This window comes from Natrinema salinisoli (assembly GCF_020405205.1).
Taxonomy (GTDB): Archaea; Halobacteriota; Halobacteria; order Halobacteriales; family Natrialbaceae; genus Natrinema; species Natrinema salinisoli.
In genome coordinates this window covers 3246132-3269912 of the sequence record NZ_CP084469.1, presented here as the reverse complement: position 1 = coordinate 3269912, position 23781 = coordinate 3246132, and the positions used below count along the sequence as shown (strand labels likewise).

The 23781-nt window shown below is 64.8% G+C and carries 24 protein-coding genes and 1 tRNA gene; 13 read left to right on the top strand and 12 right to left on the bottom strand.

What is annotated here, in order from left to right; all coding sequences use genetic code 11:
- Nucleotides 1-2 precede the first annotated feature (2 nt).
- The 4 genes from lysW to LDB05_RS16110 all read right to left on the bottom strand — a co-directional run bounded on the left by lysW (nucleotide 3) and on the right by LDB05_RS16110 (nucleotide 4639).
- Complete coding sequence (lysW, locus tag LDB05_RS16125; protein WP_226005009.1) at nucleotides 3-167, bottom strand: lysine biosynthesis protein LysW; 165 nt, start codon at nucleotides 165-167, stop codon at nucleotides 3-5.
- A gap of 228 nt (nucleotides 168-395) precedes the next feature.
- Nucleotides 396-1901: an argininosuccinate lyase gene (gene argH, locus LDB05_RS16120; protein WP_226005008.1), complete on the bottom strand. Its 1506-nt coding sequence runs from the start codon at nucleotides 1899-1901 to the stop codon at nucleotides 396-398.
- 2 nt (nucleotides 1902-1903) lie between these two features.
- Nucleotides 1904-3136 carry an argininosuccinate synthase gene (locus tag LDB05_RS16115; RefSeq protein ID WP_226005007.1) on the bottom strand — a complete coding sequence of 411 codons (1233 nt, stop codon included), beginning with the start codon at nucleotides 3134-3136 and terminating at the stop codon, nucleotides 1904-1906.
- A 360-nt stretch (nucleotides 3137-3496) separates the two neighbouring features.
- Nucleotides 3497-4639 carry a helix-turn-helix transcriptional regulator gene (locus LDB05_RS16110; RefSeq protein WP_226005006.1) on the bottom strand — a complete coding sequence of 381 codons (1143 nt, stop codon included), beginning with the start codon at nucleotides 4637-4639 and terminating at the stop codon, nucleotides 3497-3499.
- A gap of 85 nt (nucleotides 4640-4724) precedes the next feature.
- Between LDB05_RS16110 and LDB05_RS16105 the strand changes: the two genes are divergently transcribed.
- The 5 genes from LDB05_RS16105 (at nucleotide 4725) to LDB05_RS16085 (ending at nucleotide 7592) form a co-directional block, all read left to right on the top strand.
- Nucleotides 4725-4919: a DUF7554 family protein gene (locus LDB05_RS16105; protein ID WP_226005005.1), complete on the top strand. Its 195-nt coding sequence runs from the start codon at nucleotides 4725-4727 to the stop codon at nucleotides 4917-4919.
- Nucleotides 4920-4995: 76 nt separating this feature from the next.
- Nucleotides 4996-5496 carry a 2'-5' RNA ligase family protein gene (locus tag LDB05_RS16100; protein ID WP_226007926.1) on the top strand — a complete coding sequence of 167 codons (501 nt, stop codon included), beginning with the start codon at nucleotides 4996-4998 and terminating at the stop codon, nucleotides 5494-5496.
- A gap of 260 nt (nucleotides 5497-5756) precedes the next feature.
- Nucleotides 5757-6929: a YeeE/YedE family protein gene (locus LDB05_RS16095; RefSeq protein ID WP_226005004.1), complete on the top strand. Its 1173-nt coding sequence runs from the start codon at nucleotides 5757-5759 to the stop codon at nucleotides 6927-6929.
- Between the two features lie 52 nt (nucleotides 6930-6981).
- On the top strand, nucleotides 6982-7275 hold the full coding sequence (locus tag LDB05_RS16090; protein WP_226005003.1) for a sulfurtransferase TusA family protein: 294 nt from the start codon (nucleotides 6982-6984) through the stop codon (nucleotides 7273-7275).
- Complete coding sequence (locus LDB05_RS16085; protein WP_226005002.1) at nucleotides 7275-7592, top strand: rhodanese-like domain-containing protein; 318 nt, start codon at nucleotides 7275-7277, stop codon at nucleotides 7590-7592. Before LDB05_RS16090 ends, LDB05_RS16085 begins: the two co-directional genes overlap by 1 nt.
- A 42-nt stretch (nucleotides 7593-7634) precedes the next feature.
- Here the strand turns inward: LDB05_RS16085 and LDB05_RS16080 are convergent, their stop codons facing one another.
- Nucleotides 7635-9785 carry an ATP-dependent DNA helicase gene (locus LDB05_RS16080; RefSeq protein ID WP_226007925.1) on the bottom strand — a complete coding sequence of 717 codons (2151 nt, stop codon included), beginning with the start codon at nucleotides 9783-9785 and terminating at the stop codon, nucleotides 7635-7637.
- 162 nt (nucleotides 9786-9947) lie between these two features.
- Between LDB05_RS16080 and LDB05_RS16075 the strand changes: the two genes are divergently transcribed.
- Nucleotides 9948-10358 carry a hypothetical protein gene (locus tag LDB05_RS16075; RefSeq protein WP_226005001.1) on the top strand — a complete coding sequence of 137 codons (411 nt, stop codon included), beginning with the start codon at nucleotides 9948-9950 and terminating at the stop codon, nucleotides 10356-10358.
- A 23-nt stretch (nucleotides 10359-10381) separates the two neighbouring features.
- Here the strand turns inward: LDB05_RS16075 and LDB05_RS16070 are convergent, their stop codons facing one another.
- Complete coding sequence (locus LDB05_RS16070; protein WP_226005000.1) at nucleotides 10382-11326, bottom strand: cation diffusion facilitator family transporter; 945 nt, start codon at nucleotides 11324-11326, stop codon at nucleotides 10382-10384.
- A 141-nt stretch (nucleotides 11327-11467) separates the two neighbouring features.
- On the opposite strand from LDB05_RS16070, the gene LDB05_RS16065 reads away from it, so the two are divergent.
- The gene (locus tag LDB05_RS16065) at nucleotides 11468-11989 is read left to right on the top strand and encodes a metallophosphoesterase (protein ID WP_226004999.1); all 522 of its coding nucleotides are present in this window, start codon (nucleotides 11468-11470) and stop codon (nucleotides 11987-11989) included.
- Between the two features lie 348 nt (nucleotides 11990-12337).
- Complete coding sequence (locus tag LDB05_RS16060) at nucleotides 12338-12484, top strand: DUF7859 family protein (RefSeq protein WP_226004998.1); 147 nt, start codon at nucleotides 12338-12340, stop codon at nucleotides 12482-12484.
- Between the two features lie 21 nt (nucleotides 12485-12505).
- Here the strand turns inward: LDB05_RS16060 and LDB05_RS16055 are convergent, their stop codons facing one another.
- Nucleotides 12506-13522 (bottom strand): threonine aldolase family protein, encoded by a 1017-nt coding sequence (locus LDB05_RS16055; protein WP_226004997.1) that lies wholly within the window; start codon nucleotides 13520-13522, stop codon nucleotides 12506-12508.
- Between the two features lie 103 nt (nucleotides 13523-13625).
- Between LDB05_RS16055 and LDB05_RS16050 the strand changes: the two genes are divergently transcribed.
- From LDB05_RS16050 to LDB05_RS16040, 3 genes are all read left to right on the top strand, one after another.
- Entirely contained in the window at nucleotides 13626-14882 is a 1257-nt protein-coding gene (locus LDB05_RS16050; protein WP_226004996.1) for a M14 family zinc carboxypeptidase, read from the top strand.
- 124 nt (nucleotides 14883-15006) lie between these two features.
- Nucleotides 15007-16080 carry a hypothetical protein gene (locus LDB05_RS16045; RefSeq protein WP_226004995.1) on the top strand — a complete coding sequence of 358 codons (1074 nt, stop codon included), beginning with the start codon at nucleotides 15007-15009 and terminating at the stop codon, nucleotides 16078-16080.
- Between the two features lie 84 nt (nucleotides 16081-16164).
- Nucleotides 16165-17259, top strand: a complete 1095-nt coding sequence (locus LDB05_RS16040) for an aminopeptidase (RefSeq protein WP_226004994.1) — start codon at nucleotides 16165-16167, stop codon at nucleotides 17257-17259.
- A gap of 91 nt (nucleotides 17260-17350) precedes the next feature.
- On the opposite strand, the gene LDB05_RS16035 is transcribed toward LDB05_RS16040, so the two are convergent.
- Nucleotides 17351-17827, bottom strand: a complete 477-nt coding sequence (locus tag LDB05_RS16035; RefSeq protein ID WP_226004993.1) for a VOC family protein — start codon at nucleotides 17825-17827, stop codon at nucleotides 17351-17353.
- A 97-nt stretch (nucleotides 17828-17924) separates the two neighbouring features.
- Between LDB05_RS16035 and LDB05_RS16030 the strand changes: the two genes are divergently transcribed.
- A complete protein-coding gene (locus tag LDB05_RS16030) occupies nucleotides 17925-18341 on the top strand; it encodes a universal stress protein (protein ID WP_226004992.1) in 417 nt (138 codons plus the stop codon).
- 19 nt (nucleotides 18342-18360) lie between these two features.
- Here the strand turns inward: LDB05_RS16030 and LDB05_RS16025 are convergent, their stop codons facing one another.
- From LDB05_RS16025 to LDB05_RS16015, 3 genes are read right to left on the bottom strand one after another with little or no spacing between them, the layout of a single operon-like run.
- A complete protein-coding gene (locus LDB05_RS16025) occupies nucleotides 18361-19014 on the bottom strand; it encodes an alpha/beta hydrolase (protein ID WP_226004991.1) in 654 nt (217 codons plus the stop codon).
- Nucleotides 19011-19634: a VOC family protein gene (locus tag LDB05_RS16020; protein WP_226004990.1), complete on the bottom strand. Its 624-nt coding sequence runs from the start codon at nucleotides 19632-19634 to the stop codon at nucleotides 19011-19013. Before LDB05_RS16020 ends, LDB05_RS16025 begins: the two co-directional genes overlap by 4 nt.
- A 40-nt stretch (nucleotides 19635-19674) precedes the next feature.
- The gene (locus tag LDB05_RS16015; protein ID WP_226004989.1) at nucleotides 19675-20283 is read right to left on the bottom strand and encodes an NAD(P)/FAD-dependent oxidoreductase; all 609 of its coding nucleotides are present in this window, start codon (nucleotides 20281-20283) and stop codon (nucleotides 19675-19677) included.
- A gap of 1372 nt (nucleotides 20284-21655) precedes the next feature.
- Here LDB05_RS16015 and LDB05_RS16010 point away from each other — a divergent pair.
- On the top strand, nucleotides 21656-22957 hold the full coding sequence (locus tag LDB05_RS16010) for an LVIVD repeat-containing protein (protein ID WP_226004988.1): 1302 nt from the start codon (nucleotides 21656-21658) through the stop codon (nucleotides 22955-22957).
- Between the two features lie 474 nt (nucleotides 22958-23431).
- Here the strand turns inward: LDB05_RS16010 and LDB05_RS16005 are convergent.
- Nucleotides 23432-23506: transfer RNA gene (locus tag LDB05_RS16005), tRNA-Arg, on the bottom strand.
- Nucleotides 23507-23781 lie beyond the last annotated feature (275 nt).

Genomic DNA, 23781 nt, shown 5'->3' with positions numbered 1-23781 from the left:
GGTCACTCACCCCAGTCCTCTTCGAGCTCGGGGGCCCGCTCGAGGACTGGCGGCTCCGTGTCGACGACTTCCAGCTCGGCTCCACAGGTCGTACAGTCAACGATCTCTCCCACTTCCAGATCGTCGCGCAGGGACACTTCAGCCCCACACTCGACGCATTCGGTCATTGTACTCGCACGTGGGTGCCGGGATCCCTTAAACCCTTCGAACTTAACAGCAAAATTACACTAACTGCACTACCCACTAACGGCCCGTAGACGCTATAATACCGCGCATTTATTTTGACATATCATGAAGTAGGTAGGTAGTCCCCTCGCGGGGACCGTCGTCGAGTCGGTCGAGCGACGGCCCGGGAACTCGCGAGGTGGACGGTCCGTCGCGCTCGAGCGAGCGGCTCAGACATAGCCGTTCACCTCCGAACGGAGCGTCTCGCGTGCCGTCTCGAGCGCGTCGGTCGCGTCCGCGAGTGCGTTCCTATCAGCCCCGAGCGCCTCGACGGCCGACTCGACCTGCGCCTCGACCGCTTCCGGGGCGGGACCGCCCTGCGAGTCGCGGCTCGCGACGCTGTTCGCGGGATCGAGCGCGTCTTCGACGGCTTCGGGGTCGACGTACGCCTCGAGCGACTCGCCGAGCACCTCTCCTGCGGCGGCCTCGAGCGCGTCGTAGTCCGCCCCGTTGTCGGCTGCGATCGCCACCAACTCGTGTGCCGTCCGGAACGGCAGGCCGTTCGCCGCGAGCAGATCCGCGACGCCGGTCGCCGTCGAGAACCCCTCGCCGGCTTCTGCGGCCAGCGTCTCTTCGTTCCAGTCGGCGGTGGCGACCGCCCCCGCCGCGACCTCGCTGGCCTCGGTGACCGCGTCGACGGTCTCCCAGGCGTGGGTCGTCGCCCGCTGGAGATCGCGGTTGTACGCGCGCGGCAGTCCCTTCAGCGTCGTCGTCAGCCCCTGGACGCCGCCGGCCGCGTCGCCCGCGACCGCGCGGACGAGTTCCAGCGTGTCCGGGTTCTTCTTCTGGGGCATGATCGACGACGTCGAGGAGTAGTCGTCCGCCAGGGTGACGAAGCCACGGTTCGCGAAGATGATCACGTCCTCGGCCAGCCCCGACAGCGTCGTCGCGTGGGTCGACAGCGCCTGCACCGTCTCGAGCAGGAAGTCCCGGCTCGAGGAGGCGTCCATCGAGTTCTCGACGATTCCATCGAAGCCGAGCAATTCCGCGGTGCGCTCGCGGTCGATGTCGAACGTCGTCCCCGCGAAGGCGGCCCCGCCCAGCGGCGACTCGTTGATCCGCTCGTAGGCCTCGAGCAGTCGTTCGGTGTCGCGACGAACCGCGCCCTCGTAGGCCAGCGCCCAGTGTGCCACGGTGGTCGGCTGGGCGGGCTGGAGGTGGGTGTAGCCGGGCATGATCGTCTCGGCGTGCGCCTCGGCCACGTCCACCATCGATTCGCGCAGCGCGAGCGTCGTCTCAATTGCCTCGAGGACGTCCTCGCGCAGGCGATAGCGGATACAGGCCGCGACCTCGTCGTTGCGCGAGCGCGCGGTGTGCATTTTCCCGCCGTCAGGGCCGATGCCCTCGATAACGGCCGTCTCGATGGCCTCGTGGACGTCCTCGCCGTCGGGCAGGGAGCCGTGGCCGTCGACCTCGATCGCGTCGAGCGCGGTCAGGATCTGGCCGGCGACGTCGTCGTCGATGATATCCTGCTCGGCGAGCATGACCGTGTGTGCGCGGTCGACCTCGAGGTCGGCCTCGAAAATGCGTTCGTCCGCGTCGAGCGAGGAGAGGAAGCTCCGGGCGGGGCCGCCGCTGAAGCGGTCCCGGCGGACGACCCCTTCGTCGTCAGTTCCCCCGTCGGTGAGGGGTGCTTCGGATCGGGGCGAATCGTCGTGAGCGCTCTCCTCGGTCATCGTTACTCGTCGTCGTTCCCGCTGCCGTCGGTCGCGAGTTCGACTTCATCGTCCGCGTTCGCGGCGATCGCCTCGTTCGCGAGGCGGCGCTGGAAGCCGTGGTACTTCGCGACGCCGGTGGCGTCTTCCTGTTTGATCTTCCCGACCGTCTCGGTGTCGAACGAAGCGTGTTCAGCGGAGTAGGCCGCGAACTTGCTGTCGCGAGCGACCGGACGTGCCTGGCCGCCCTCGAAGCGGATCGTGACGGTGCCCGTCACGCGCTTCTGGGTCTCGTCGATGAAGGCCTCGAGCGCGCTCACGAGCGGCGCGTCGATCAGGCCCTCGTAGGCCTTCTGGGACCACTGCTGGTCGATCTGTTGCTTGAACTGACGCTCCTCCTGCGTGAGGACGAGACCCTCGAGGGCCTCGTGAGCGTTGAGCAGCGTCGTCGCGCCGGGGTGCTCGTAGTTCTCGCGCACCTTCAGCCCGAGCATGCGGTCTTCCATCATGTCGGTGCGACCGACGCCGTAACTGCCGGCGAGCTCGTTGAGGTACTCGATGAGTTCGACCGGCTCGTACTCCTGCCCGTCGACGGCCACGGGGTAACCGTTCTCGAAGGAGATCTCGATCTCCTCGGTCTCGTCCGAGGGATCCTCGGTCCACGCGTAGATGTCCGTCGGCGGGACATAGTTGGGATCCTCGAGGTCGTCGCCCTCGACCGAGCGGCTCCAGATGTTGGTGTCGATCGACCAGTCGCCGCCGCTGCCACCCTCGACGGGGAGGTTCTTCTCTGCGGCGTACTCCTTCTCCCACTCGCGGGTGAGCCCGAGTTCGCGCACGGGAGCGATGACCTCGAGATCCGAGTCGCGCCAGACGGCCTCGAAGCGCAGTTGGTCGTTGCCCTTGCCCGTACAGCCGTGGGCGATACCCGTACAGTCCTGTTCCTCCGCGACCTCCAGGATCGCCTTCGCGATCACCGGACGGGCGAGCGCCGTTCCCAGCGGGTAGCCCTGATAGGTCGCGTTCGCGCGAACGCTCTCGAGACAGAGTTGAGCGAATTCCTCTCGCGCGTCGACGACGTAGTGTTCCAGGCCGAGCGCCTCGGCGGTTTCTTCGGCTTCGTCGAACTCCTCGGCCGGCTGGCCGACGTCGACGGTAACGCCGATCACGTCGTCGTATCCGTATTCCTCCTCGAGCAGCGGGACACAGACGGTCGTGTCCAAGCCGCCCGAGAACGCAAGTGCCACGCGGGTCATATCGTACTCGAGTGAAACCCCAGGAGAGACTTAAGGACGTTGGTTTAGATTCCGTAAAATGGCAATAGAGGCGCTGCTAACCGAAAATAATGGGTTTTCGGGAAAGGTGAAACAAACCGGAACAGGGGGAGTAGTATAGTACGGGCTCAGAGGCCCGGCCGGAGTCGCCGCGGTCGCCGCCGAGCGACGGTCCCGTCGGTGCCGGGAACGGCAATCGCGGTACCGACGGGGTGGCTCATTGGTAGGACACATCTGTCCCAGAGTATTAAATCCTGCTACATCGCACTCCCTGCGGTCCGCAGCCGGGGATTCGGCAACGGAGCGGAGAACGCGGCGGGAACGGAGAACCGAACGCGGACGCTACTCCTCGTCGGGCAACGCCAGCACGTTCTCCCGCCCGATTCGGAACACGTCGATCTCGTCGTTCTCGCGCAGCTCGCCGACGACCTGGCTCGTCTTGGCCTCGGTCCACTCGAGTTCCGACACGACCTCCTGTTGTTTGACCCGACCGCCGCGTTTCTCGAGCAGCCGCAGAACCCGTTCCTCGTTGCTCAGCAGTTCGGGCGGCGGGCCGCTGGCTGCGTTCGACTCGGCTTCGACGGACCCGTCGGTCCGTTGGATGGTACCGGACTCGGCCTCGATCCCGACGTCGCCGGATCGGTTCCGCCCGATCAACCAGCCGGCTGCGCCGACGACGGCCAGCAGAGCGAGGGCGAGAGCGACGATGGCCCACGGCATCGACGGTCCGTCCTCGGACGGCGACGGTTCAGTGGCCGCGTCACCGTTCTCGATCAGGACGATCCGCGGCTGGTCGTCCGTGAATTCGGTCTCCTCGCCGTTCCAGGTGACGGCCCCATCGAGCTCGGACGAGTCGGCCGGCGACGGATCGACCTGTGGCTCGCCCTCGTTTTCGTAGACGGCGTACGCTTCCGGCCATCGGAGTTGCAACGTCGTGCCGTCGGAGAGGGTAAACCCGGAGAGCGCGGCACCGGCCTCGATCCGGTTGAGTTCGACGAGCGCGAATTCGGACCACTCGAAGGTGACGATCACGTGGCCGATCTCCTCCGGTGCGGAATCCGTCTCAGTGGAGATGGAGACGTTCGAGATCGCCATATCCCGTCCGGTTTCGTTCTCCCCTTTCGAGAGGGTTTCGTTCCACCCTCGTCGCTCCTCCTCGACGTACCAGTCCGTATTGTTGGAGACGTTCGCTTGCAATTCCTCCCACTCCTCGGCGGAACGGTTCTCGTCGGTGAGCTGGAACTGATAGTCGACGGTCACCACTGCCGACCCGTTCTCGGCGATGAACACGTCCGTGTGGATCTGATCCGCCTCGCCGAGTTCCGGCGTCGCATTCGTGTCCTCGCCGTCGCTGGTCGGCTCGTCCTGTAGCGTCGCTCGCTGCGCTCCGGCATCCGCAATGGCGATCGAGGCCGGAGCGAACGCGATCGAAGTTGCGACCACCACGAGCACACAGATCAGGGCCCGCAGCCCCCTCACGTCCATTACTATGATATGCCAGAGCCGTTCAGATAGGTCTTTCCGACCGCGGAGCGGTGTGTTTTTCAGACTGTCACTCGTGTGTGACCGTATGGCCGATACACGCGGTGAACTCGAGGTCGAAACGCTGTTGAAGATCGTCCTCGGACTGGTCGCCGTTTTACTCGTCCTCGAGATCGTGCAAGCGGTACTCGGCAGTATCGCGGGATTGCTCGGCCCGTTCTTCATACTCGTCCAGCTCGCGATCGCGGTCCTGATCGTCCTCTGGCTGCTCGACCGGCTCTGAGACGATCCGCTGGCGGCCCGTCTCCGCCGTGAGAGACCACCAGACTGATAGCTACATCGATCCAATATCGGCCGAAGTGTACAGCGTCACCGTCCCGGTCCCCGGCCGCGTCCGTCAGCTCGCGAACCGGCTCCACCCCGATCTGATCGGGTTCGAGACCGTCCGCGAGGACCACTCGTGTCTGCTCAAGCGACTCGGCGAGGGCGACCACGTCGCACAGCTCCAGCACCGCGCCCACCGCGCCCTCGAGGGAACCCCAGCCGTCGAGGCCGAAATCACGGGGATCGACTACTTCGAGGACCCGCCGCTGGGCTCCGCACCGGTCGTCTATCTAGTCGTCGAAAGCCCCGGCCTCGAGCGGATTCACGCCGACCTCACCGAGGCGTTCGAACCTGTCGAAGGGCTCGAGGGGAACGATTACGTCCCGCACGTGACGCTCGCTCGCGGGGGCGACCTCGAGACTGCAACGCGGCTGGCCGACCGCGAGATCGACCCGATCCGGTGGACGGTCGGCGAACTCGAGTTTCGGGACGGAACGGACGAACTGCCGGTGAGCCGGGTTTCGTTGTCGTCATAGCTCGCTGCCCGGTCTCGAGAAACGGACGAAGCACACGGACGATCGGCCCGGGGTTCGAAGACGCCGACTCCACCGAAGGTCGCTTCTGTCGGTACTCACAAATACCGCAGCTACCTGCGGCGGAGAGTCAGCGAGGTTTTTCGAATACTGGCCGCGTTCGGCCCCCGTATCGCCCGTATTCGGATCTAATCCCCGTCAATAGTCAGGGTAGACCTGTCCGACTGGCCGTGCGTTAAGTCGTCCGAGCGGCTTGCTCCGGTGTGGTCGCAACGCTACTCGTCGCAGCGGTCGTCGGAATCGCCATCGGGGCCTTCCTCCAGAAGGGGCGATTCTGTTTCGTGAACGCCTTCCGGGACTTCTTCGCGTACAAGGACTCCCGGGTCACGAAGGGCGTGCTCGCTGCGACGCTTCTGACGATGGTCTTCTGGGGTATCGCCTATCAATTCGGCTACTATCAGGGGTTCTGGACGCCAGATTGGGGGCTGACCGGCCTCCTCGGTGGGTTCGTCTTCGGCGTGGGCATGACCTACGCCGGCGGCTGTGCCAGCGGCACGCTCTACCGCGCCGGTGAAGGGTATCTCCAGTTCTGGCTCACCCTCCTATTCATGGGCGTCGGCTACGCCGGGTTCACCGTCGCGTTCCCGACGCTCGAGAGCACGTACTTCGAGGCGCTCACGTTCGGAACGGGGGCGACCCTGTTCGAACTCACGTCCGTTCCGGGCGGGCTCGTGGCCCTCGCGGTCGCGATCGTCGGCCTGCTCGTCTACGCCACGCTGACCGGGCGGTCGTCGACCGCCGCTGCGTTCGGCGAGCGCGCCGACGTGGCTCAGCTCAATCCGACCGCCCTCCTCGCGCCCGTCGTGGGACTCCGGCAGTTCGGTCGCGGAACGGCGGCGTACGTCCGGGGCCTCGTCCGCGCGTGGCGCACTCCCATCGCCTCGAGCAAGCAGCCGTGGGATCCGCGGACGGCCGCGCTCGGGATCACCGCCGCCGCAGTTCTCTGGTTCAGTCAAGTGTCCATCGTCGGCGTCACCGGTCCCGAGGCGCGCTGGACGGGGTATCTCCTCTCGCAGGTCGGCGTCGACGCAGCGTCGTTCGACTACTGGGGCTCGGTCCTCTTTCAGGGCCAGGGCGTCGGCGTGACCGTCGACATGGTGATGATTGCGTTCGTCATCGTCGGCGCGTTCGTCGCCGCCCTCTGGAGCGGGGACTTTTCGGTCCGGGTCCCGAAGCGTCGACGCCTCCCGAACGCCGTCGTGGGCGGCCTCATGATGGGGGCAGGCTCGCGGCTCGCCCCCGGTTGCAACATCGGCAACATCTACTCCGGCATCGCGGAGCTCTCGATCCACTCGTTCATCGCGGCGGTCGGCATCGTCGCCGGCGTTTACGTGATGACCCACTGGATCTACCGCGACGTCGGCTGTGCTATCTGAAGACGAATCGTTCGCCAACTACAAATCGATCCGACTACGGACACACGATACAATGCCATCCATCGACGACGTCACGAACGCGCCGGACGAACTGAGCGACGACCGAGCGGACGAACTCCTCGAGGAGGCCGATCTCGTCCAGGACATGATGGGCGAGGTCTGCCCATACCCGCAGGTCGAGGCGAAAAAAGGGCTCCAGAAGATCGACTCGGGCGACCTCCTCGTCCAGGAGACCGATCACGTCCCGTGTACCGAAAACGTGCCGCGGGCCGTCGGCGACGACGCCGACGCGCAGGTGTGGCGCAGCGGCGACGCGGTCTACCGCATCTACCTCCGGAAGCAATAATGGTCGAGGAACTCGCCCCCGAAACGGTCCGCCGACGCATCGACCGGGACGACGAGTTCGACCTGCTCGACATCCGCGACGACGAGGACTACGCCGAGGGTCACCTCCCCGGTGCCGAACGCGTCAGCATCGAGGAACTCGAGGAGACCGTCGTCGACCGAGACTGGGCCGACGACGTGGTCGTCTACTGTTACATCGGCCAGACCTCGGTCCAGGCCGCTCGCCTCATCGAGGAGTACGGCGACGCCGAGCGGGTCGCGAGCATGGACGGCGGCTACGACGCGTGGGAGCCCCTCGAATCCTCGACGGCCGACTGATTTCCGGCGGGCGAAGCACCCTACCGGTAGTCTGGCGGTCGGTCACGGCGCCGGCGGTTCGCCGTCGTACTCGTCGTGGCCGCCGTAGAAATTGAGCATCGCGAACTTGAGCTTGTCCGGACCGATGTCGATCAGTTCCTCGCGTTCCTCGTGTGGGAACGTCCCGTTGACGCTGTACTTGCCGAGATCCGATTTCGCATCCCGTGAGTACCGCCGGTCGAGCAGCGCGCGGACGCCCACTTCGTCGGGTGAGCGGATGACCCGCCCCAGGGCCTGTCTGGTCTTGCGAACCGTCGGAATCTCGACGGCGTAGCGCCAGCCCGTGTCGGTGCCGTCGAAGGCCACGTCGTAGGCCTCCTGGACGGCCTCCGCCCGATCGTCCAGATGCGGATAGGGAACGCCGACGACGAGCACCGTGTTGGCGTCGTCGCCGTCGAAACTCACGCCCTCCGCGAGGGTCCCCCACAGCGACGTACAGAGCACCGCGTCGTCGTCCGCGACGAACTGCGTGCGGAGTTCCTCGACGGAGACGCCCGGCTCGTCCAAATAGACCGTCCGGTCGGTCCGGCGCTCGAGCCGGTCGGCATATCGACCAGCCTCGCCGTAGTTGGGGAAAAAGGCGAGCGTGTTGCCGGGCGTCATGCGGACGGCGTCGTGGATGGTCTCCGTGACGTCCTCCTGAACCGCCGGATCGTCGCGATCCGAGGAGAACAGCGGCGGCGTCTCGACGGCGTACGTGCGCCGGTTTGCCTCGGGAAACTGCAACCCGTAGGCCATCGTCACCGCGTCCTCGAGTCCGAGGACGTTCTCGGTGACGTCGAACGGCTGCAGCGTCGCGCTCATGAGGACGGTGGCGTAGACCTCGTCGAACAGCTGGCCGGTCACCTGCCGCGGCAGACAGGAGTACAGTTCCGCGCGGCCGTAGATCTCGTCGGTGCCGGCGTCCCGGGTGACCGAGACGACCGGATACAGTCCCTCCGCCGAGCTCTCGGTCATCCACGCGCTGACGAAGCCGGCGGCCTGCAGGGTTTGACACTCCGTTCGCGTGGCCGTCTCGCCCTCGCGATAGGCTTCCTCGTACTGTTCGTCGAGTTCCTGACCGAGTTTCATCGCGGCCTCGAGGTCGTCCTCGATCCCCCGGCCGGAGTACCGCTGCAGGAACTCGAGCGTGAGGTCGTCTTTCCGATCGTCGTTGGCGATGGGGACGTCGGACCAGTTCTCGCCGATTCCCTCGCGGTCACCGAAGCCGAAGGAGTCCTCGTAGGTCTCGACGAGCGCGCGGTGGAACGCCGAGAGGACGTTCGCGGCGTCTTCCGAGCGCGGATCGTCCGCGTCGGCCAACTCGTCCAGCGCGGAGTCGAAGGTGCGCTCGGAGCAAGTTCGGGTCGCGTGCTCGCGGGCCGCATCTTCGACGTTGTGGGCTTCGTCGAAGACGGCGATTACGTCCTCGGGATCACGGCCAAGCCACCGGAAGAACTGCTCTCGAATGGTCGAATCCAGCAGGTGGTGGTAGTTGCAGACGACCAGATCGACGCCCTCGAGCCCCTCCTTCAGGAGCTCGTAGCCGCAGAACTGCTGTTGTTCGGCGTGTTCGTAAATATCGTCCGGCGTGCGGACGTCCTCGAAGAGCCAGCCGAAGAAGTCGTCCGTGTCTCCCGTGAGATTATTGCGATAGTAGTCACAGACGTTCTGCTCTTCGAGGTCCTCGAGGCGCTCCTCGATGTCCTCGAGTTCGTCCATCACCGCCGAGCGGGCGTCGGCGGCCGAGCCGTCGCCGTCCTGGCTCTCCGCGAGCAGTTCGCGCTGTCGGCGCTCGAGTTGCTCGCGGTCGCGTTCGGCGTCGACGACGGCGCGAGTGTTGTCCCGCAGGGCCTGACACTCCTCGTAGCCGACGTCGATGTGGCACATCGTGGCCTTTCCCTTGAACACGACCGCCCGGATGGACTCCTCGCGGGTGATCGCGCGGGCTTCGGCGACGAACTGGCGCATCTGCTGGTGGACGTTCGTCGTGATGACGACCGTCTTGTCCTGCTCGCGAGCGATCTCGAGGGCGGGGATCAGCGACGAGAGGGTTTTGCCGGTCCCGCAGGCCCCCTCGAAGAGGACGTCCCGTCCCTGGTGGAGGGAGTTGTAGATGCGGTCCATCGCCTTGCGCTGGTTCTCGTACGGCTGGTCGTACGGGAAAAAGCGCATGTACCCGGCTGTCTCGGACACACGTGACGATAGGTTCGCGATGCGATAAAAGGATTCGTCTCGATTCGGCCGGCTCCGCGACCCGTCGGGAGGTGGCACCAAATACCACCGGCCGGCGAACGCGCGCTACAGGGCCATGTGTCTCGCGTCCCTGTCTCCGGTATGGCTATTCCGGGCTACGATTCGAACAACGTCGCGGAGTACACACTCGAACAGGTGGGCGCTCGCGTCGAACTCGTCGCGGGCGTCGTCCCCGACGAGTTCGGCCTCGCGAAGAGCGGGGGTGAGCCACCGGTCGATGCGCTCGCCGATCCCGTCGACTTGGTCGATCTCGAGACCGTAAAGGCGGTCGAAGCGGTCAGAATCGCTTTGGTCTACGATCCCTCGAAGCTGCCCCCCGGCGCGAGTCCGACCGACGTCGCGGTCGCCGTCGAAACGGAGGACGGCTGGGAGCCGCTCGAGTCGACGGTGGACTTGGACGAGACGACGGTGACGGCGGTGTTGAACGATCGACCGGCGGGATCGACGGTGGTGGCGGGGTACGACGACACGGACGAGGAGCGCGAAGAATAAAGCGATCGGCGCGGGCGAAACGGCTACGTCTCGGGTTCGATGTAGATCTTCTGGATCTGATCGTCGTGATCCATCAGCGCGAGTTCGATCTCCGTGATGCGCTCGTTGATCGTCTCGGCGTCGAGGTCGGGTTCGAACGCCACGTCGGCGGTGACGAGCAATTCCTCGGCACCGAAGTAGACGGTCCGGAAGTCGACGAGTTCGGTAACGCCGTCCCAGTCAGCGATGATCCGTCGGAGCTCGTCCTCGTCGTCTTTCGCGAGGCTCTCGCCGAGGATGAGCCGCTTGTTCTGCCAGCCGAGCGCGAGGGCGAAGCCCATGAGCATGATCCCGATGATGAGGGCCGAACCGGCGTCGTACATCGGGTTTCCGGTGGTTCGGGTGAGGTAGATGCCAAAGAGCGCGATCCCCGCACCGGCGAGTGCGATCGTGTCCTCGGTGAGCGCGGTCAGCGTCGTCACGTCGCTGGTCTTTTTGAACGCTTCGCGGAGGGTCGCCCAGTCGTGCTCGTCCATCTGGCGGCTGATTCCCTGATACGCCTTCCAGAGCGCGTAGGACTCGAAGAGGATCGCGCCGATCAACACGGCGTAGTTGACGTACACCGGGTCGAAGGTCGCACCGAGCAGCGTGACGTCTTCGCTGGCGCGGTGGACCCCGCCTTCTCGCAGCGCACTGAGACCGTGACGAGCGCTCTCCCAGCCGGCGATGCCGAAGAGCATGATACTCACGAGCAAGCTGTAGAAGAACTGCGCCTTCCCGTGGCCGAAGGGATGTTCTCGAGTCGCTTCCTGCGCACCGTACTTGATCCCGACCAACAGGAAGACCTGATTGCCCGTATCCGAGATCGAGTGGTACGTCTCCGACAGCATGGCGGGGCTCCCGGTGAGCGTGAAGCCGATGAATTTGAGAATCGCGATCGCGCCGTTCGCAAACAGTGCTGCGAGAACGACGGAAGTGCTACTGGCCATCGGCGGCGACTACGAAGGGGTTCCCTAAAAGTGTAAGCGGTTCTAGAGCCGGTCGGCCTCGGTTTGGAGTCGGCTACGTATCCCGACCGCAGTGGCGATCGCATCCGAAAGGGACCTGTCAGTGACGGGCGAAGTGCGACCATGATCGCGATCTTCTCCGACACGCACAGCAGCGGCGGCCACGAACTCGAGGGCGAGGCCCTGATCGCGGCCCGCGAGGCCGACACCGTCATTCACGCCGGCGATTTCACGAGCGAGACGGCGCTCGAGGCCTTCCAAACGGAGTGCGACCGCCTGTTCGCGGTCCACGGCAACGCCGACAGCGCGGCGGTTCGCGACCGGCTGCCGACGGCCCGCGTCGTCGAGGCGGGCGGTGCCCGGTTCGCCGTCACTCATCGCCGGGACGGCGGCGAAACCGGCCTCGCGATGTTCGGGCGGTCTCGAGACGCCGACGTCGTCGTCTTCGGGCACAGCCACCGACCGACGGTCGTCGAGACCGAGGACGCCGTCCTGCTGAATCCCGGGAGCCACGCCGACCCGCGCGGAAATCGACCGGGGTTCGCCACACTCGAACCAGGGGAGGAGGGGGCGGGGACACTCGAGGGCGAGATTCGAGAGCCGGACGGAACGGTCCTCGAGACGTTCGAGATTCTGACGGAGTAAGCAAACGTAGCCGTAGCGCTCGCGGACAGCGCCAGCGGGGGACTCGGACGGGAGACCGGCGAAGGGAGGGTGCCGCGGTACCGCGAGGGTGTCAGAGGCCGGCGGTCCACGGGCGATCGGCGCGATCGGGGACGGGTGATCCGGGCAGGTAACCTCGATCTCGGAGGCGGCCCGCGGAACGTTCGGGGAGGGCACACGGGCCGACGATCGAGGCGCATCTCGGTCTACGACTCGGCCGAGATTATAACCGGTGCAAGCTGAAACTCGCGTTTCAGCTACCGAAACCGGACATGGATACAGCCGATCGAGGTCGAAACGATTAACCTCACTGACAGAGTAGCTGCGGATATGCTGGATCTCATCACCGGTCTCCTCCCGGACGATCCCGTCATCATCGCGGTCGTCCTGATCCTGCTCGGGTTGGTCTTCTTCGCGTACCTCCTCCTCCGCCGGACCGTCCTCGAGTTCCGCGACGGCATGCGCGGCAACCAGTAGCCGCCACGACCCGAGCCACACTCAACCGAACGACGCTTCTATCCGTTCGAGCGCCCGCTCGATATCCTCGCGAGCGACATCGCGGTGCGTACAGAAGCGGATCGTCGTCGGTCCGAAGGGCGTCGCCAACACGTCTCGATCGCGGAGGCGATCGAGGACGCCCGCCGGCTCGAGTCCCGTCTCGGAGACGTCCGCGAGGACGATGTTCGTCTCCGGCTCCTGGACGTCGAACCCGTCGACGTCGTCGAGTCCAGCGGCCAGGAGGCGCGCGTTCTCGTGATCGGTTTCGAGGTCGTCGACGTTCTCGAGGGCTTCGAGCGCGGGGCCCGCGATGATCCCGGCCTGTCGCATTCCACCGCCGAACAGCTTGCGAGTTCGACGTGCGCGCTCGACGAACGCCTCGCTGCCCGCGAGCATCGAGCCGACGGGCGCGCCGAGTCCCTTCGAGAGCGAGACCATGACCGAGTCGACGGGAGCCGTGAGTTCGGTGACCGGGACCTCGAGCGCCGTCGCGGCGTTGAACAGCCGCGCACCGTCGAGATGGACGGGAACGTCGCGCTCGCGGGCCGCCGTCGCCGCCGCGTCGATTTTTCCGGAGTCGATCGCGAGTCCGCCGCGAGCGTTGTGCGTGTTCTCGAGACAGAGCAAGCCGGTTCCGGGCCGATGCAGGTCTTCGTCGATCACCGCTGTGGCGACCTGCTCGGGGGAGGGGACCCCACGATCGGTATCGAGCATCCGCACCTGTAGTCCCGAGTGCTGAGCCAGCCCGCCGAGTTCGTACTTCACGACGTGGCTCTGGCGATCGGCGACGACCTCCTGTCCGTGTTCGGTATGGACGCGGGCCGCGGTCTGGTTCGCCATCGTCCCCGTCGGGAAGTACAGCGCCGCCTCGGTCCCGAGCCGGTCGGCGACGCGGGCCTCGAGTTCGTTCACGGTCGGGTCCTCGCCGTAGACGTCGTCCCCGACGTCGGCGGTGGCCGCTGCCTCGCGCATCGAGTCGTCGGGCGTCGTGACGGTGTCGGAGCGCAGATCGATCATACGTCGCCGTAGACCCAGAGCGTGGAAATAATCGATGGTCCGTCGGTTCGATTCGTGCGGACCGAACGGACGAGTTTACTTTCACGTTCTCCAATAGGTTCGTATGGACGGCGAGGGGACGACCGACGAGATGACGACTACGATAGAGACAGGCACCGGCTCGGAACACGAGACGGCGGCCGGTCGGGTAACGCTGCGAACGACGCACCCCGGCGGCAACGGGCGCGTCCTCGAGGTCGACGGCGACACGATTCGACTCGAGCCCGAGATCCGGGATTCGACCCGGCGGTGGTTCTACTGGTACGTCGACGTCGAGAGCGATGTGGACCAAACGCTCCGGTTCGAGTTTCCCCGCGACGAGGTGATCGGCCCCCGCGGGCCGGCAGTGCGAACGGCGATGCCCTGCGGCGATCCGATCGGGAACGGCGCGTGGAACGAGTGGCGCTGGCTCGGTGCCGACCACCGTATCGACGCGACGGCGTTCCGATACGCGTTCGAGGCCGGCGAGGAGACGCAGTTCGCGCTGTCGTTCCCCTATCAGCGCGCCGATTTCGACGCGTTCGCGTTCGAATACGAGCCGGACGCACGACTGTCTCTCGAGACGCTGACGACGACTGCGGGCGGCCGAGACGTCCCAGTCGTCCGACTCGGGCCGTCCGACGCCGACCACCACGTCGCGCTCGCGGCCCGCCATCACGCCTGCGAATCGACGGCCTCGTACGTTCTCGAGGGCGTCCTCCGAGAACTCCTCGAGAGCGAGGCGGCGGGGTCGCTGCTCGAGACCCATCGGGTCCACGCCTACCCGTTCGGCGATCTCGACGGCGTCGAGCGCGGCGACCAGGGAAAGTACCGCGGACCTCACGACCACAATCGGGATTACGTCGACGCGAACGGGATCACCGAACTCTCACCGCTGTACCCGACCACGTCGGCGATCGCCGACGACCTGCGATCGCTCGAGTCTCTCGCGCTCGCGGTCGATTTCCACTGCCCGTTCAAGTGGGGCGGCGATATCAACGACCGGCCGTTCTTCGTGACCGAGCCGTCGACCGCGAGCGATTCGCTCCGACGGCTCGCCACGATATTCGAAGAAACCACGCAGGCCCGTTCGTCGACCGACGAGCCGACACTCACCTACGACGCGACTCCGGGCGTCGGACTGGCCAGTTTCGACAGTCAATCGGGGTTGCTGCATACCTTCCAACGGTACTGTTCGCAGCTGGGTGCCGAGCCGGCCGTCTCGCTCGAGGTTCCCTACGTCGGAACGGCGACGGATCCCGTGACGCCGTCGACTGCACGGCGGTTCGGGCGGGATCTGGCCGTCGCGCTCGAAGCGTGGACGCCGTCGGATAGTCGCTAACTCGAGTGCTATCGGACTGTTGGCCCTGTCACACGGGTACGGTCCGTGACTCGAGCAGGTGCAACTCCTGTCGAAAGTCATGACTAGCGAAACGTTCAATGGTGCGTCATTTGTATCGCGACGTATGGTCCCCGCCCCCAACACCGGACCGCCTACCGACGACGGTCCGTCGACGACCGCCGGCGGCTCGAGCGGCGGTCGCTCGAATTCGTTCGCGCGCCACGTCTCCCGGGTCATCGACCGATTCGGCGATCTCGGGGGATTCGCGGCCGTCCCGCTACTCCTCGCGCTCGTCGAGTTCGAGAAGGTTCGACGAGCGATCGACCCCGTCGGTCGCGGGTTCTCGATCAGCCTCGAGTTGCTGTTGCCGAGCCCGCTGGTGACCCTGTGGCGGTTCGCCGAGCCGCCCGAACCGTTCACGGGATCGCCGCGCGACGAGTCGTTCGGTTCTCCCTCGTTCGGCGAGTCGGCACCGGGGAGCGGGTCGACGACCCCCACGAGATCGACCGGCTCGAGCAGCGTCGACGTGACGATCGAAACCCCCGTCGAAACCGTCGATATTCCGCTCGAAGCGGTCGATGCCGAGACGATGGTCTGGCTCGGCCTCGCGCTCGTCGCGTACGGCGTGATTTCGGCGATCCTGATGGCGGCGTACGTCGGCGGGATCGATCGACGACTCCGGCGTGAACCGATCGCCATCGGCTCGTGTCTCGTCACCTACGCGCCGCGGTTCGTCCTGTACAATCTCGTCGTGTTCGGCGCGTTTCTACTGGTCGTCCCGGTTTTCGTTCTCGTACCACCGCTCGCCGTGCTCGCGATTCCGGCGATCATCGTCCTCGGGTACGTCTTCTATCCGGTGCCGTTCCTGTTCGTCGTCGACGATACCGCGTTTCTCGAAGCGTTTCGTCGGTCCGTTCGGCTCACGACCGCGGGCGGGCCGGTGCTCAGCTTCGCGTTCTGGCACGTCGTCGTCGGGGCCGTCTCCTCGCTCGTCCTGTCCCTGCTGGTGAGCGCCGGTAGCGCGGGCTTCCTGCTCGCATTGCTCGGTTCGGCACCGCTCGCGCTGGTCCTGACGGCCGCGACCGTCTCGTTCTTTCAGGAACATCTCGAGAGCGACGGTCTCGAAACCACGGACGACTCTCGGAACGACGGCCGCGGAACGGAGGAGACCGACGAGTACGAATTTGTGGTCGACTGAGCGATCGACGGGAATCCGGTCGCACCTCGATCCGACACGTTCCAAATCACGAACCGTTTTTTCCTCCCCCACCAATACTGAGGTATGGACCCCCGAATCCGCGAACACGCTGAGATCATCGCCACCCACTCGGTCGACCTCGAGGCGGGCGACAACGTCGTCGTCGACGCCCACCCGGTCGCCGAGGACCTTGTCGTCGCCCTCCACGAAGTGATCGGTGATATGGGAGCGAACCCGGTCACGACGAGCCAGCGAACCGGAAAGCGCCAACAGCGGGCGTATCTGCGTTCCTCCGATGCGGAGTTCGACACTCCCGAACACGAGCTCGCGCTCATTCAGAACACGGACGTCTACATCGCCATCCGCGCCACGGACAACGCCACCCAGACCAGCGACGTCGATCCCGAAATCAGCGCGGCCTACCAGCAGGCCCAGCGGCCGATCCTCGAGGAACGGCTCTCCAAGCGCTGGTGTCTCACCCAGTACCCCGCACCGGCCAACGCCCAGCTCGCCGAGATGAGCACGGAAGGGTACGAGAACTTCGTCTGGGACGCCGTCAACAAGGACTGGGACGAACAGCGCGAACATCAAGAACACATGGTCGAGATCATGGATCCCGCCGAGGAGGTCCGGATCGTCAGCGGCGACACGACCGACGTGACGATGTCCGTCGCCGGCAATCCGACGATCAACGACCACGGCGAACACAATTTGCCGGGAGGAGAAGTCTTCACCGCCCCCCAGCCCGACAGCGTCGAGGGCGAGGTCCTGTTCGACATGCCGCTGTACCATCAGGGCCGGGAGATCACGGACGTGTATCTCGAGTTCGAGGGCGGCGAGGTCGTCTCCCACTCGGCGGCGAAGAACGAGGAAGTACTGACGGAGGTTCTGAATACGGACGTCGGTGCGCGCCGGCTGGGCGAACTCGGCATCGGGATGAACCGCGATATCGACCGGTTCACCTACAACATGCTCTTCGACGAGAAGATGGGCGATACGGTCCACATGGCCGTCGGCCGCGCCTACGACGACACCGTCGGCGAGGGCAACGAGGCCAACGACTCCGCGGTCCACGTCGACATGATCGTCGACATGAGCGAGGACTCGTTCATCGAAGTGGACGGCGAGGTCGTCCAGCGGGACGGGACGTTCCAGTTTGAAGACGGCTTCGAGGAGTAGTAACCGCGAGCGTCCGACGGGAACAAGCGGTCTTTTTCATCGAAGTTTTTGCGCGAGGGGTGCCTGCGGCACCCCGAGCGGAAAAAGTTCGCTACGAATCCACGAACAGCTCCGCCTGGGCCTGGGCTTCGGACTGGGGATGTTCGTCGCTCCGGTCGACGATCTGGTCCGTGACGGCATTGTCGAGCGTCGCAGCAGTGGGCCAGTCGACCTCGATCAGATTGCCGGCCGGATCTCGAAGGTACATCTGGACGCTCCCGTCGGGAAGTTCGAATATCGGGAGTCCGTCGTCCGGAGCGAGGTGTTCGTCGAACAGGTCGTCCGCTCGAGCGAGCCGATAGACCGCTTCGAAGTCGTCTACCGTCAGCGCGAAGTGGTGGTATCGCGGGGCATCGGTGTCGCGACGGACGATATGCAACTGACCGTCACCGCAGCGTAGCCATGCGGCCGGGACGCCGAGGTTGGGTGCCTGGACTCGCTCGAGATCGAACACTCGCGTGTAAAAATCCACGAGTTCGGTGACGTCGTCACCGTACACCGTGACGTGGTTGAAACCGGTTGCGGCCATCGTCTTCGGATCACCCGCTACCCAGTTATATGGAGAGGGTCGAACCGGTCACCCGATCGCTATCCGGGTTTATAGTTCTGAAAAACGAGTTACGGATATGGCAATCCTCGTCGCGTACGACGGCTCGGAACCCGCACAGAAGGCGGTCGAACACGCGTTCACGACGTATCCCGACGAAGAGATCGTGCTGTTGCGCGTCATCGAGGCCGCGGACGGCTCGACGGGAGCAGGGATCATGGCCGCACAGGAGTGGCTCCGGGACCGCGAGGAGGAGATCTCGACCGAACTGCCCGAGGAAATCGCGGCGATCATCAGCGATCCCGATCGCGACTTTCGGACCGAAACCGCGGTCGGGAAACCCGCGCGCGAAATCGTTCGCTTCGCGGAGGACAACGACATCGACCACGTCATCATCGGGAGCCACGGCCGGTCGGGGCTCTCGCGTATCCTACTCGGCAGTGTCGCCGAAACGATCGTCCGTCGTTCGCCCGTCCCGGTCACGGTGATGCGCTGAGTCGGAGCGCAGACCGCGGTCAGTCCACCAACTCGGCGACCATCCCGGAGACGTACTGCATCTCGTCCTCGTTGATGCCGTGGCCCATCCCCTCGTAGAGCCGCTTGGTCACGTCAGCGTTCATGGATTCGAAAACGTCGGCCGTGTCGTGGACCCGCTCCTCGGGAATGTGCGGGTCGACGTCGCTACAGCCGAGGAAGATCGGCGTCCCCTCGAGATCGCCGGGATACTCGTCGTCCAGTTCCTCACCGATGAGGCCGCCGCTGAAAGCGGCGAGGCCGCCGTAGCGCCGCGGGTTGCGGGCGAGGTACTCGCTGGCGAGACAGGCACCCTGCGAGAAGCCGATCAGCATGACCCGCTCGGTCGGGATGCCGGCGTCGTTAGCTTCGTCGATCGCGTCGGAGATCGCCTGCAGGCCCGAGGACCGACCGGGCTCGTTGCGTTCGACGGGTTCGAGAAACGAGTTCGGGTACCAGGTCTGGCGAGCAGCCTGCGGCGCGAGGAATGCGACGCCCTCCTGCTGGAACTCGGCGGCCATCTGGATCATGCCGCGAGCGGTCGCCCCGCGGCCGTGAGTGAGCACGAGGGCTGCCTCGGCGTTTGCGAGGTCAGTACCGCCCGTAACGAGTTGCTGATCCTGATGCGGGCCGTCGACGCGGTCGTCCGCGCTCATTCGACACCACCGACGCCGGTGCTGGCCTCGGGCAGGTCGTGCTCGATGAGTTCGAGGCCCAGCGCCTCGATGGCACCCCGGAGGTGCTCGTCTTTCGCGTACTCGGCCCCGTCTTCCTCGCGGAGTTCCTGAGCCTTGGCGAGCACCTCGCCGCGGCGGTCGTCGGGTACTTCGTACTTGTCCGTCGAGAGCTCGATGACGAGGCCGTTGTTGTCCGTCGTGTAGATCGAGTGGAAGATGCCCCGGTCGAAGACGTTGTACTGGTGGCCGGCGTCCTCGAGCGCCTGCATCGTGTCCTCGTAGTCGTCGGGGTCGACGCTGAAACAGAGGTGGTGGACGGCACCGGTTCCGCCGCGCTGACCGCGCCGGTTCGACGGGCGGTCGTCGCTGACGAAGAAGGTCAGGATGCGGCCGTCACCGGTGTCGAAGAACAGGTGCGTCTGCGAAGGGTCGTCGAGGTTCGGCTGGCGAAGGACCAGCGGCATGCCGAGGAGGTCCTGATAGAACTCGATCGTGTCGGCCTCGTTGCTCCCCCAGATGGTGATGTGGTCGGTTCCCGTCGTGTGGACGGGGCTGTCGGGCAGTTCCGGCGTGACTGGATTCTGTGATTCGTTGGACATTGTCGTGGATGAAATTCGGTCGGTGAGATCCTGCAGCGCGTTACTCCGAGATCAGGTCGCCGAAGACGCGCTCTGCGTCCGCGGGAACGTCGAAGTCGTGGTAATGTTCCCCACGTACGTTCGACAGGATGTTAAGTCCCGCGGCGGCACCGTCGCCGACGGCGATCGCGGCCTGCCACTCCTCCGGGCGGACCATCGCGCCGGTCGCGTAGACGCCCGCCACGCTGGTCTCCATCTCGACGCCGACGTCGACGGTCTCGTCCTCGGCGAACGCAACGCCGAGATCCTCGGCGAGATCGCGGTTCGCGCCCGTCGCGAGGACGACGAAGTCGGCCTCGTACTCGCCGTCCTCGGTCTCGACCGCGAAGCCGTCGCCGGCTTCGCTGACCGCAGTCACTTCCTCGCCCTGTCGGCGATCGACGCCGAAGTCGTCGACCTGCTGACGGGCCGTCGCCATGAACTCGCTGCCGCCGACCGAACCGATTCCGAGGTAATTGAACAGGTGCGCCTTGTGCATCCACGTTCCGTCCGTATCGAAGACGGTCGTCTCGAGGCCGTTCTTCGCGGTAAAGAGGGCCGCACTCAGTCCGGCGGGGCCGCCGCCAACAACGATCACTGTCGTCTCGTCCGCAGTCGTCTCGTCGCTCATGTAGTTACATAGTGTTACCACAGGAGTATCAATACGGTAGCAACCCCGGAGCCACCACGTAACATCAGTGTTAGTGGCCCTGAGGAGCATCGTACCGTGCCGCTAACGGACGACGTGAACCGTGATCGGGCCAATACGTCACTAGAGGTCGTTCGGCCATCGGCTCCGCGAAGGGAGCGTTCCGTGGGCGTCGTAGCCGAAGTGGATTCGACAGCGCGGAGATGCTGGCGTGCGGCCGAGACCCACCTGCTCGGGACGTAGACCCGAACGGAGGGGTATTCACTCAGGCGATTCGGTCGAGCGCAAACACCGGCGGCTACTGCTGTCGGGTATCGAAAGGGTGTACACGTGTCGGCAGCAGGGATAGAGACTGTCGTGTGACGATGATCAGTGCCTCCCCCGTATCCCCTGTGATGCCGTCGGACGGCTCTGCCGACGTTCTATTTAACGTTAGTGGCCGACATTAGTGTACCGAAATTGTTCGATAATTCAACATTTTCTGGACTACTGATTCGTTCCGAGTCGCCTCTAACTCGTCTATGGGTTAGTCGAACAGGAACGGAGCCTCATCGATGTGACGCTACTATCGAGCTACTCGTGCGTGACGGCCGTCGAATCACCCGTTAATTGTGGTGGGTATTTCGTATCGATCGTTACACGAACTCTCGGGTCCAGCCGAGCAAAAACCGTACTTCTCCGTTTTTCGGGTTCACTTCGGGCAGAACACGCCGATACGATCGGGGATCACCGCCTGCGAACGGGCTAATCTTCCGTCCATCCTTCGTTCTGTCGCCACCCACAAAAGTAAACTGCTATGGTGATTTCCACCAGTAAATTTCGTATTTCTTCAGCGGGAACCGTTCGGTCGAGAACCTAGTGCGGTCGCTGCTGACCGTCGACCAAGGGGCGTTCACGCTACTCGTGCAGGCGAGAACGCCCAACGGACATCCCATCCGTTTGGGACCAGCGATTCGTTTAGAGGTCCATCTCAGAACCGCTGGAGAGCATTTCGACCGACAGGGATGTCCTCAAGAACGATACGGTTCCCGATGGTATCTAGAGTATGTACTGTCATTAGTTGGTGTATACTAATATTTGAATGTATATATTTTGGGGACGGATACAGTCCGCATGCAACGGAACGAGAGACCGGCCGGGAAACGCGCGATGGCGATACCGATGCTACCGAGGAGCCGTACCGAACTGTCGTTCGGACGGCCGCTTTCCGGATCGATTCGCTCCGTTTCGGCCTGCTGGAAACCGCTTCGAAGCAGCTCGTCGACCGTCTCGTCGGGCACGTGAATGTATCCGTAGACGGAATTCCGTACGAAGTGATACTATGGTACAAAATCCGAATCCGACACGACGAACCGTGGTAAAAGGACTCGCTGGGACCGGCCTCGCAACCAGCGCCGTCGGCAGTGCGAGCGGTGCGGGCAGTGATCGATCCGGCGGCGACGACGATGCCCTGACGCTCGTTGCAGCGGCCGGCGTCGAGAACGCGATGGAAGTCGTCGCCGACGACGAGTACGCGTACGTGGCGACCGGCCGCGGAATGGCGATCGTCGACTGGGAGGACCCGAACGAGCCGGACGTCGTCGCGGACATCGAAGCGTCCGATCCGGAAGCGATCGGCGGTGACGACAGAGGGGCCACCGGTGGCGTACTGGACGTCAAGGTCGACGACGATCTTGCGATCATGGCCCACGACGACGGGACGGGAATCACGACGGTGGACGTGAGCGATCCATCGGATCCCGAGGAGCTGGCGTTCTATCACACTCTCGACGCGGTGGGTGTCCACAACGCCTTCCTCACCGACGAGACGGTCTACATGACGATCAGCGGAGACCGGATGATTCAGGACGATGCGGGCGTCGGCGTCCGAATCTTCGGGAACGCCGGCGTCGAAATCGTCGACGTCGAAGACCCGAGGCGTCCGGAGCGCGCGGCGACGTGGTACCTCCACGAGGCGCTCCCCGACTACGCGGACGCCGGTATCAACCCGAATCACGACCTCTACGAACAGGACGGGTTCCTCTACAACGCGTTCTGGGACGCCGGCGTCGTCGTCCTCGACGTCGACGAGCCGACCGATCCGAGCTTCGTCACCCAGTTCGGTGCGGCACCCGACGGCGACGAGGAACTCAGACCCTGGCGGCCCCGCGAGGAGAGCCGCTCGGAGTTCTTCGACGCGGCGTTCCCCTCCGAACGGTACTCCGCCGGCGAGGGCAACACGCATTACGTACAGCCGTCGCCCGACGGCGAGTACGTGTACGTCGGCGACGAGAAGTTCCCCGGACAGGTACAGGAAAACCCCCCGACCGAAGCGTTCGGGGGCATCCGAATCTTCAGAACGGAGGAGCTCGACGACGACGGCAAACAGCACGTCGAACGGGTCGGCTACATTTCCCCGCCGGACGCCGAGGGACTGCGAACCGCTCACAACTTCGACGTCACCGACGACTACCTCCACGCGTCCTGGTACAACGGTGGCGTCCGACGCTACGATGTCACGGATCCGTCCAATCCCAAAGCGGCGGGCGTCTACAACCCCGACGGCCAGTCGTTCTGGACCGCAGTCGCGAGTGACGACTACACGCTCGGCGGGATCTACGGCGCTGGCTCCGACGCACACGAGGGCGGCGTTGCTATCCTCTCCTCCGACGACTGAGCCTCGAGGACCGACGAGCTACTCGCGGTATTCGAGCCGCGTGATTTCGCGCTTTTTGCAGCGTTTCCGGCGTTCGGCGGACTACTTGACGACGCCACCCCAATCGCATCGATCGGTCTCTCGACGGTCGTCGAACGGTGACCGATCGCGTACGTACCGGACCCGAACCACGGTCGCAGCACGCTGCTCCCCCATTCACCCCATCTCATCGAGTGCTGTGGCTCACGAATTGTTCGCGACAGCAAGCGGGCGCGATGGGATTATGAACCGAAGCCAGACGATCGTCTCACTCCGTTCGACGCTGTGACTGGCAGGGTTCAAACCCATCTCTGTCGGTAATTTGTTCCTCACGTCCGTTCGTCGCAGAATCACGGGCGCAATGGGATTTGAACCACGCCCGAGAACCTGCGCTTCGCGCAGAACCTCGGTCTCATTCAAATCCCACGTGCCGGTTCGCTCACTTCGTTCGCTGTACGGGCGCGATGGGATTTGAACCCACGACCGTCGGATTAGAAGTCCGACGCTCTTTCCGGACTGAGCTACGCGCCCTCGAGTCCGAATCCGCGGTGGACCCTGATAAGCGGTGTGGATTTCGGTTTTCATCGGGCCGTAGAAAGGCGATAGGAGTTCCCGACCGGTACCCAGATCGCCGGTCGGCGAAACGTCGAGTGACGCGGCCGGACGAGGACGCGATAGACTCCCGTCACGTTACTAGAAGCGGTGATTCCCATCCGTACCTCCCGAAACGAACGGAGAGGGCTCCGGCGGGGCGTCCGAAGCCGAGAGCAAGGAGCGGTGTCTCGGAGCCGCCCGCGACTCGAGCG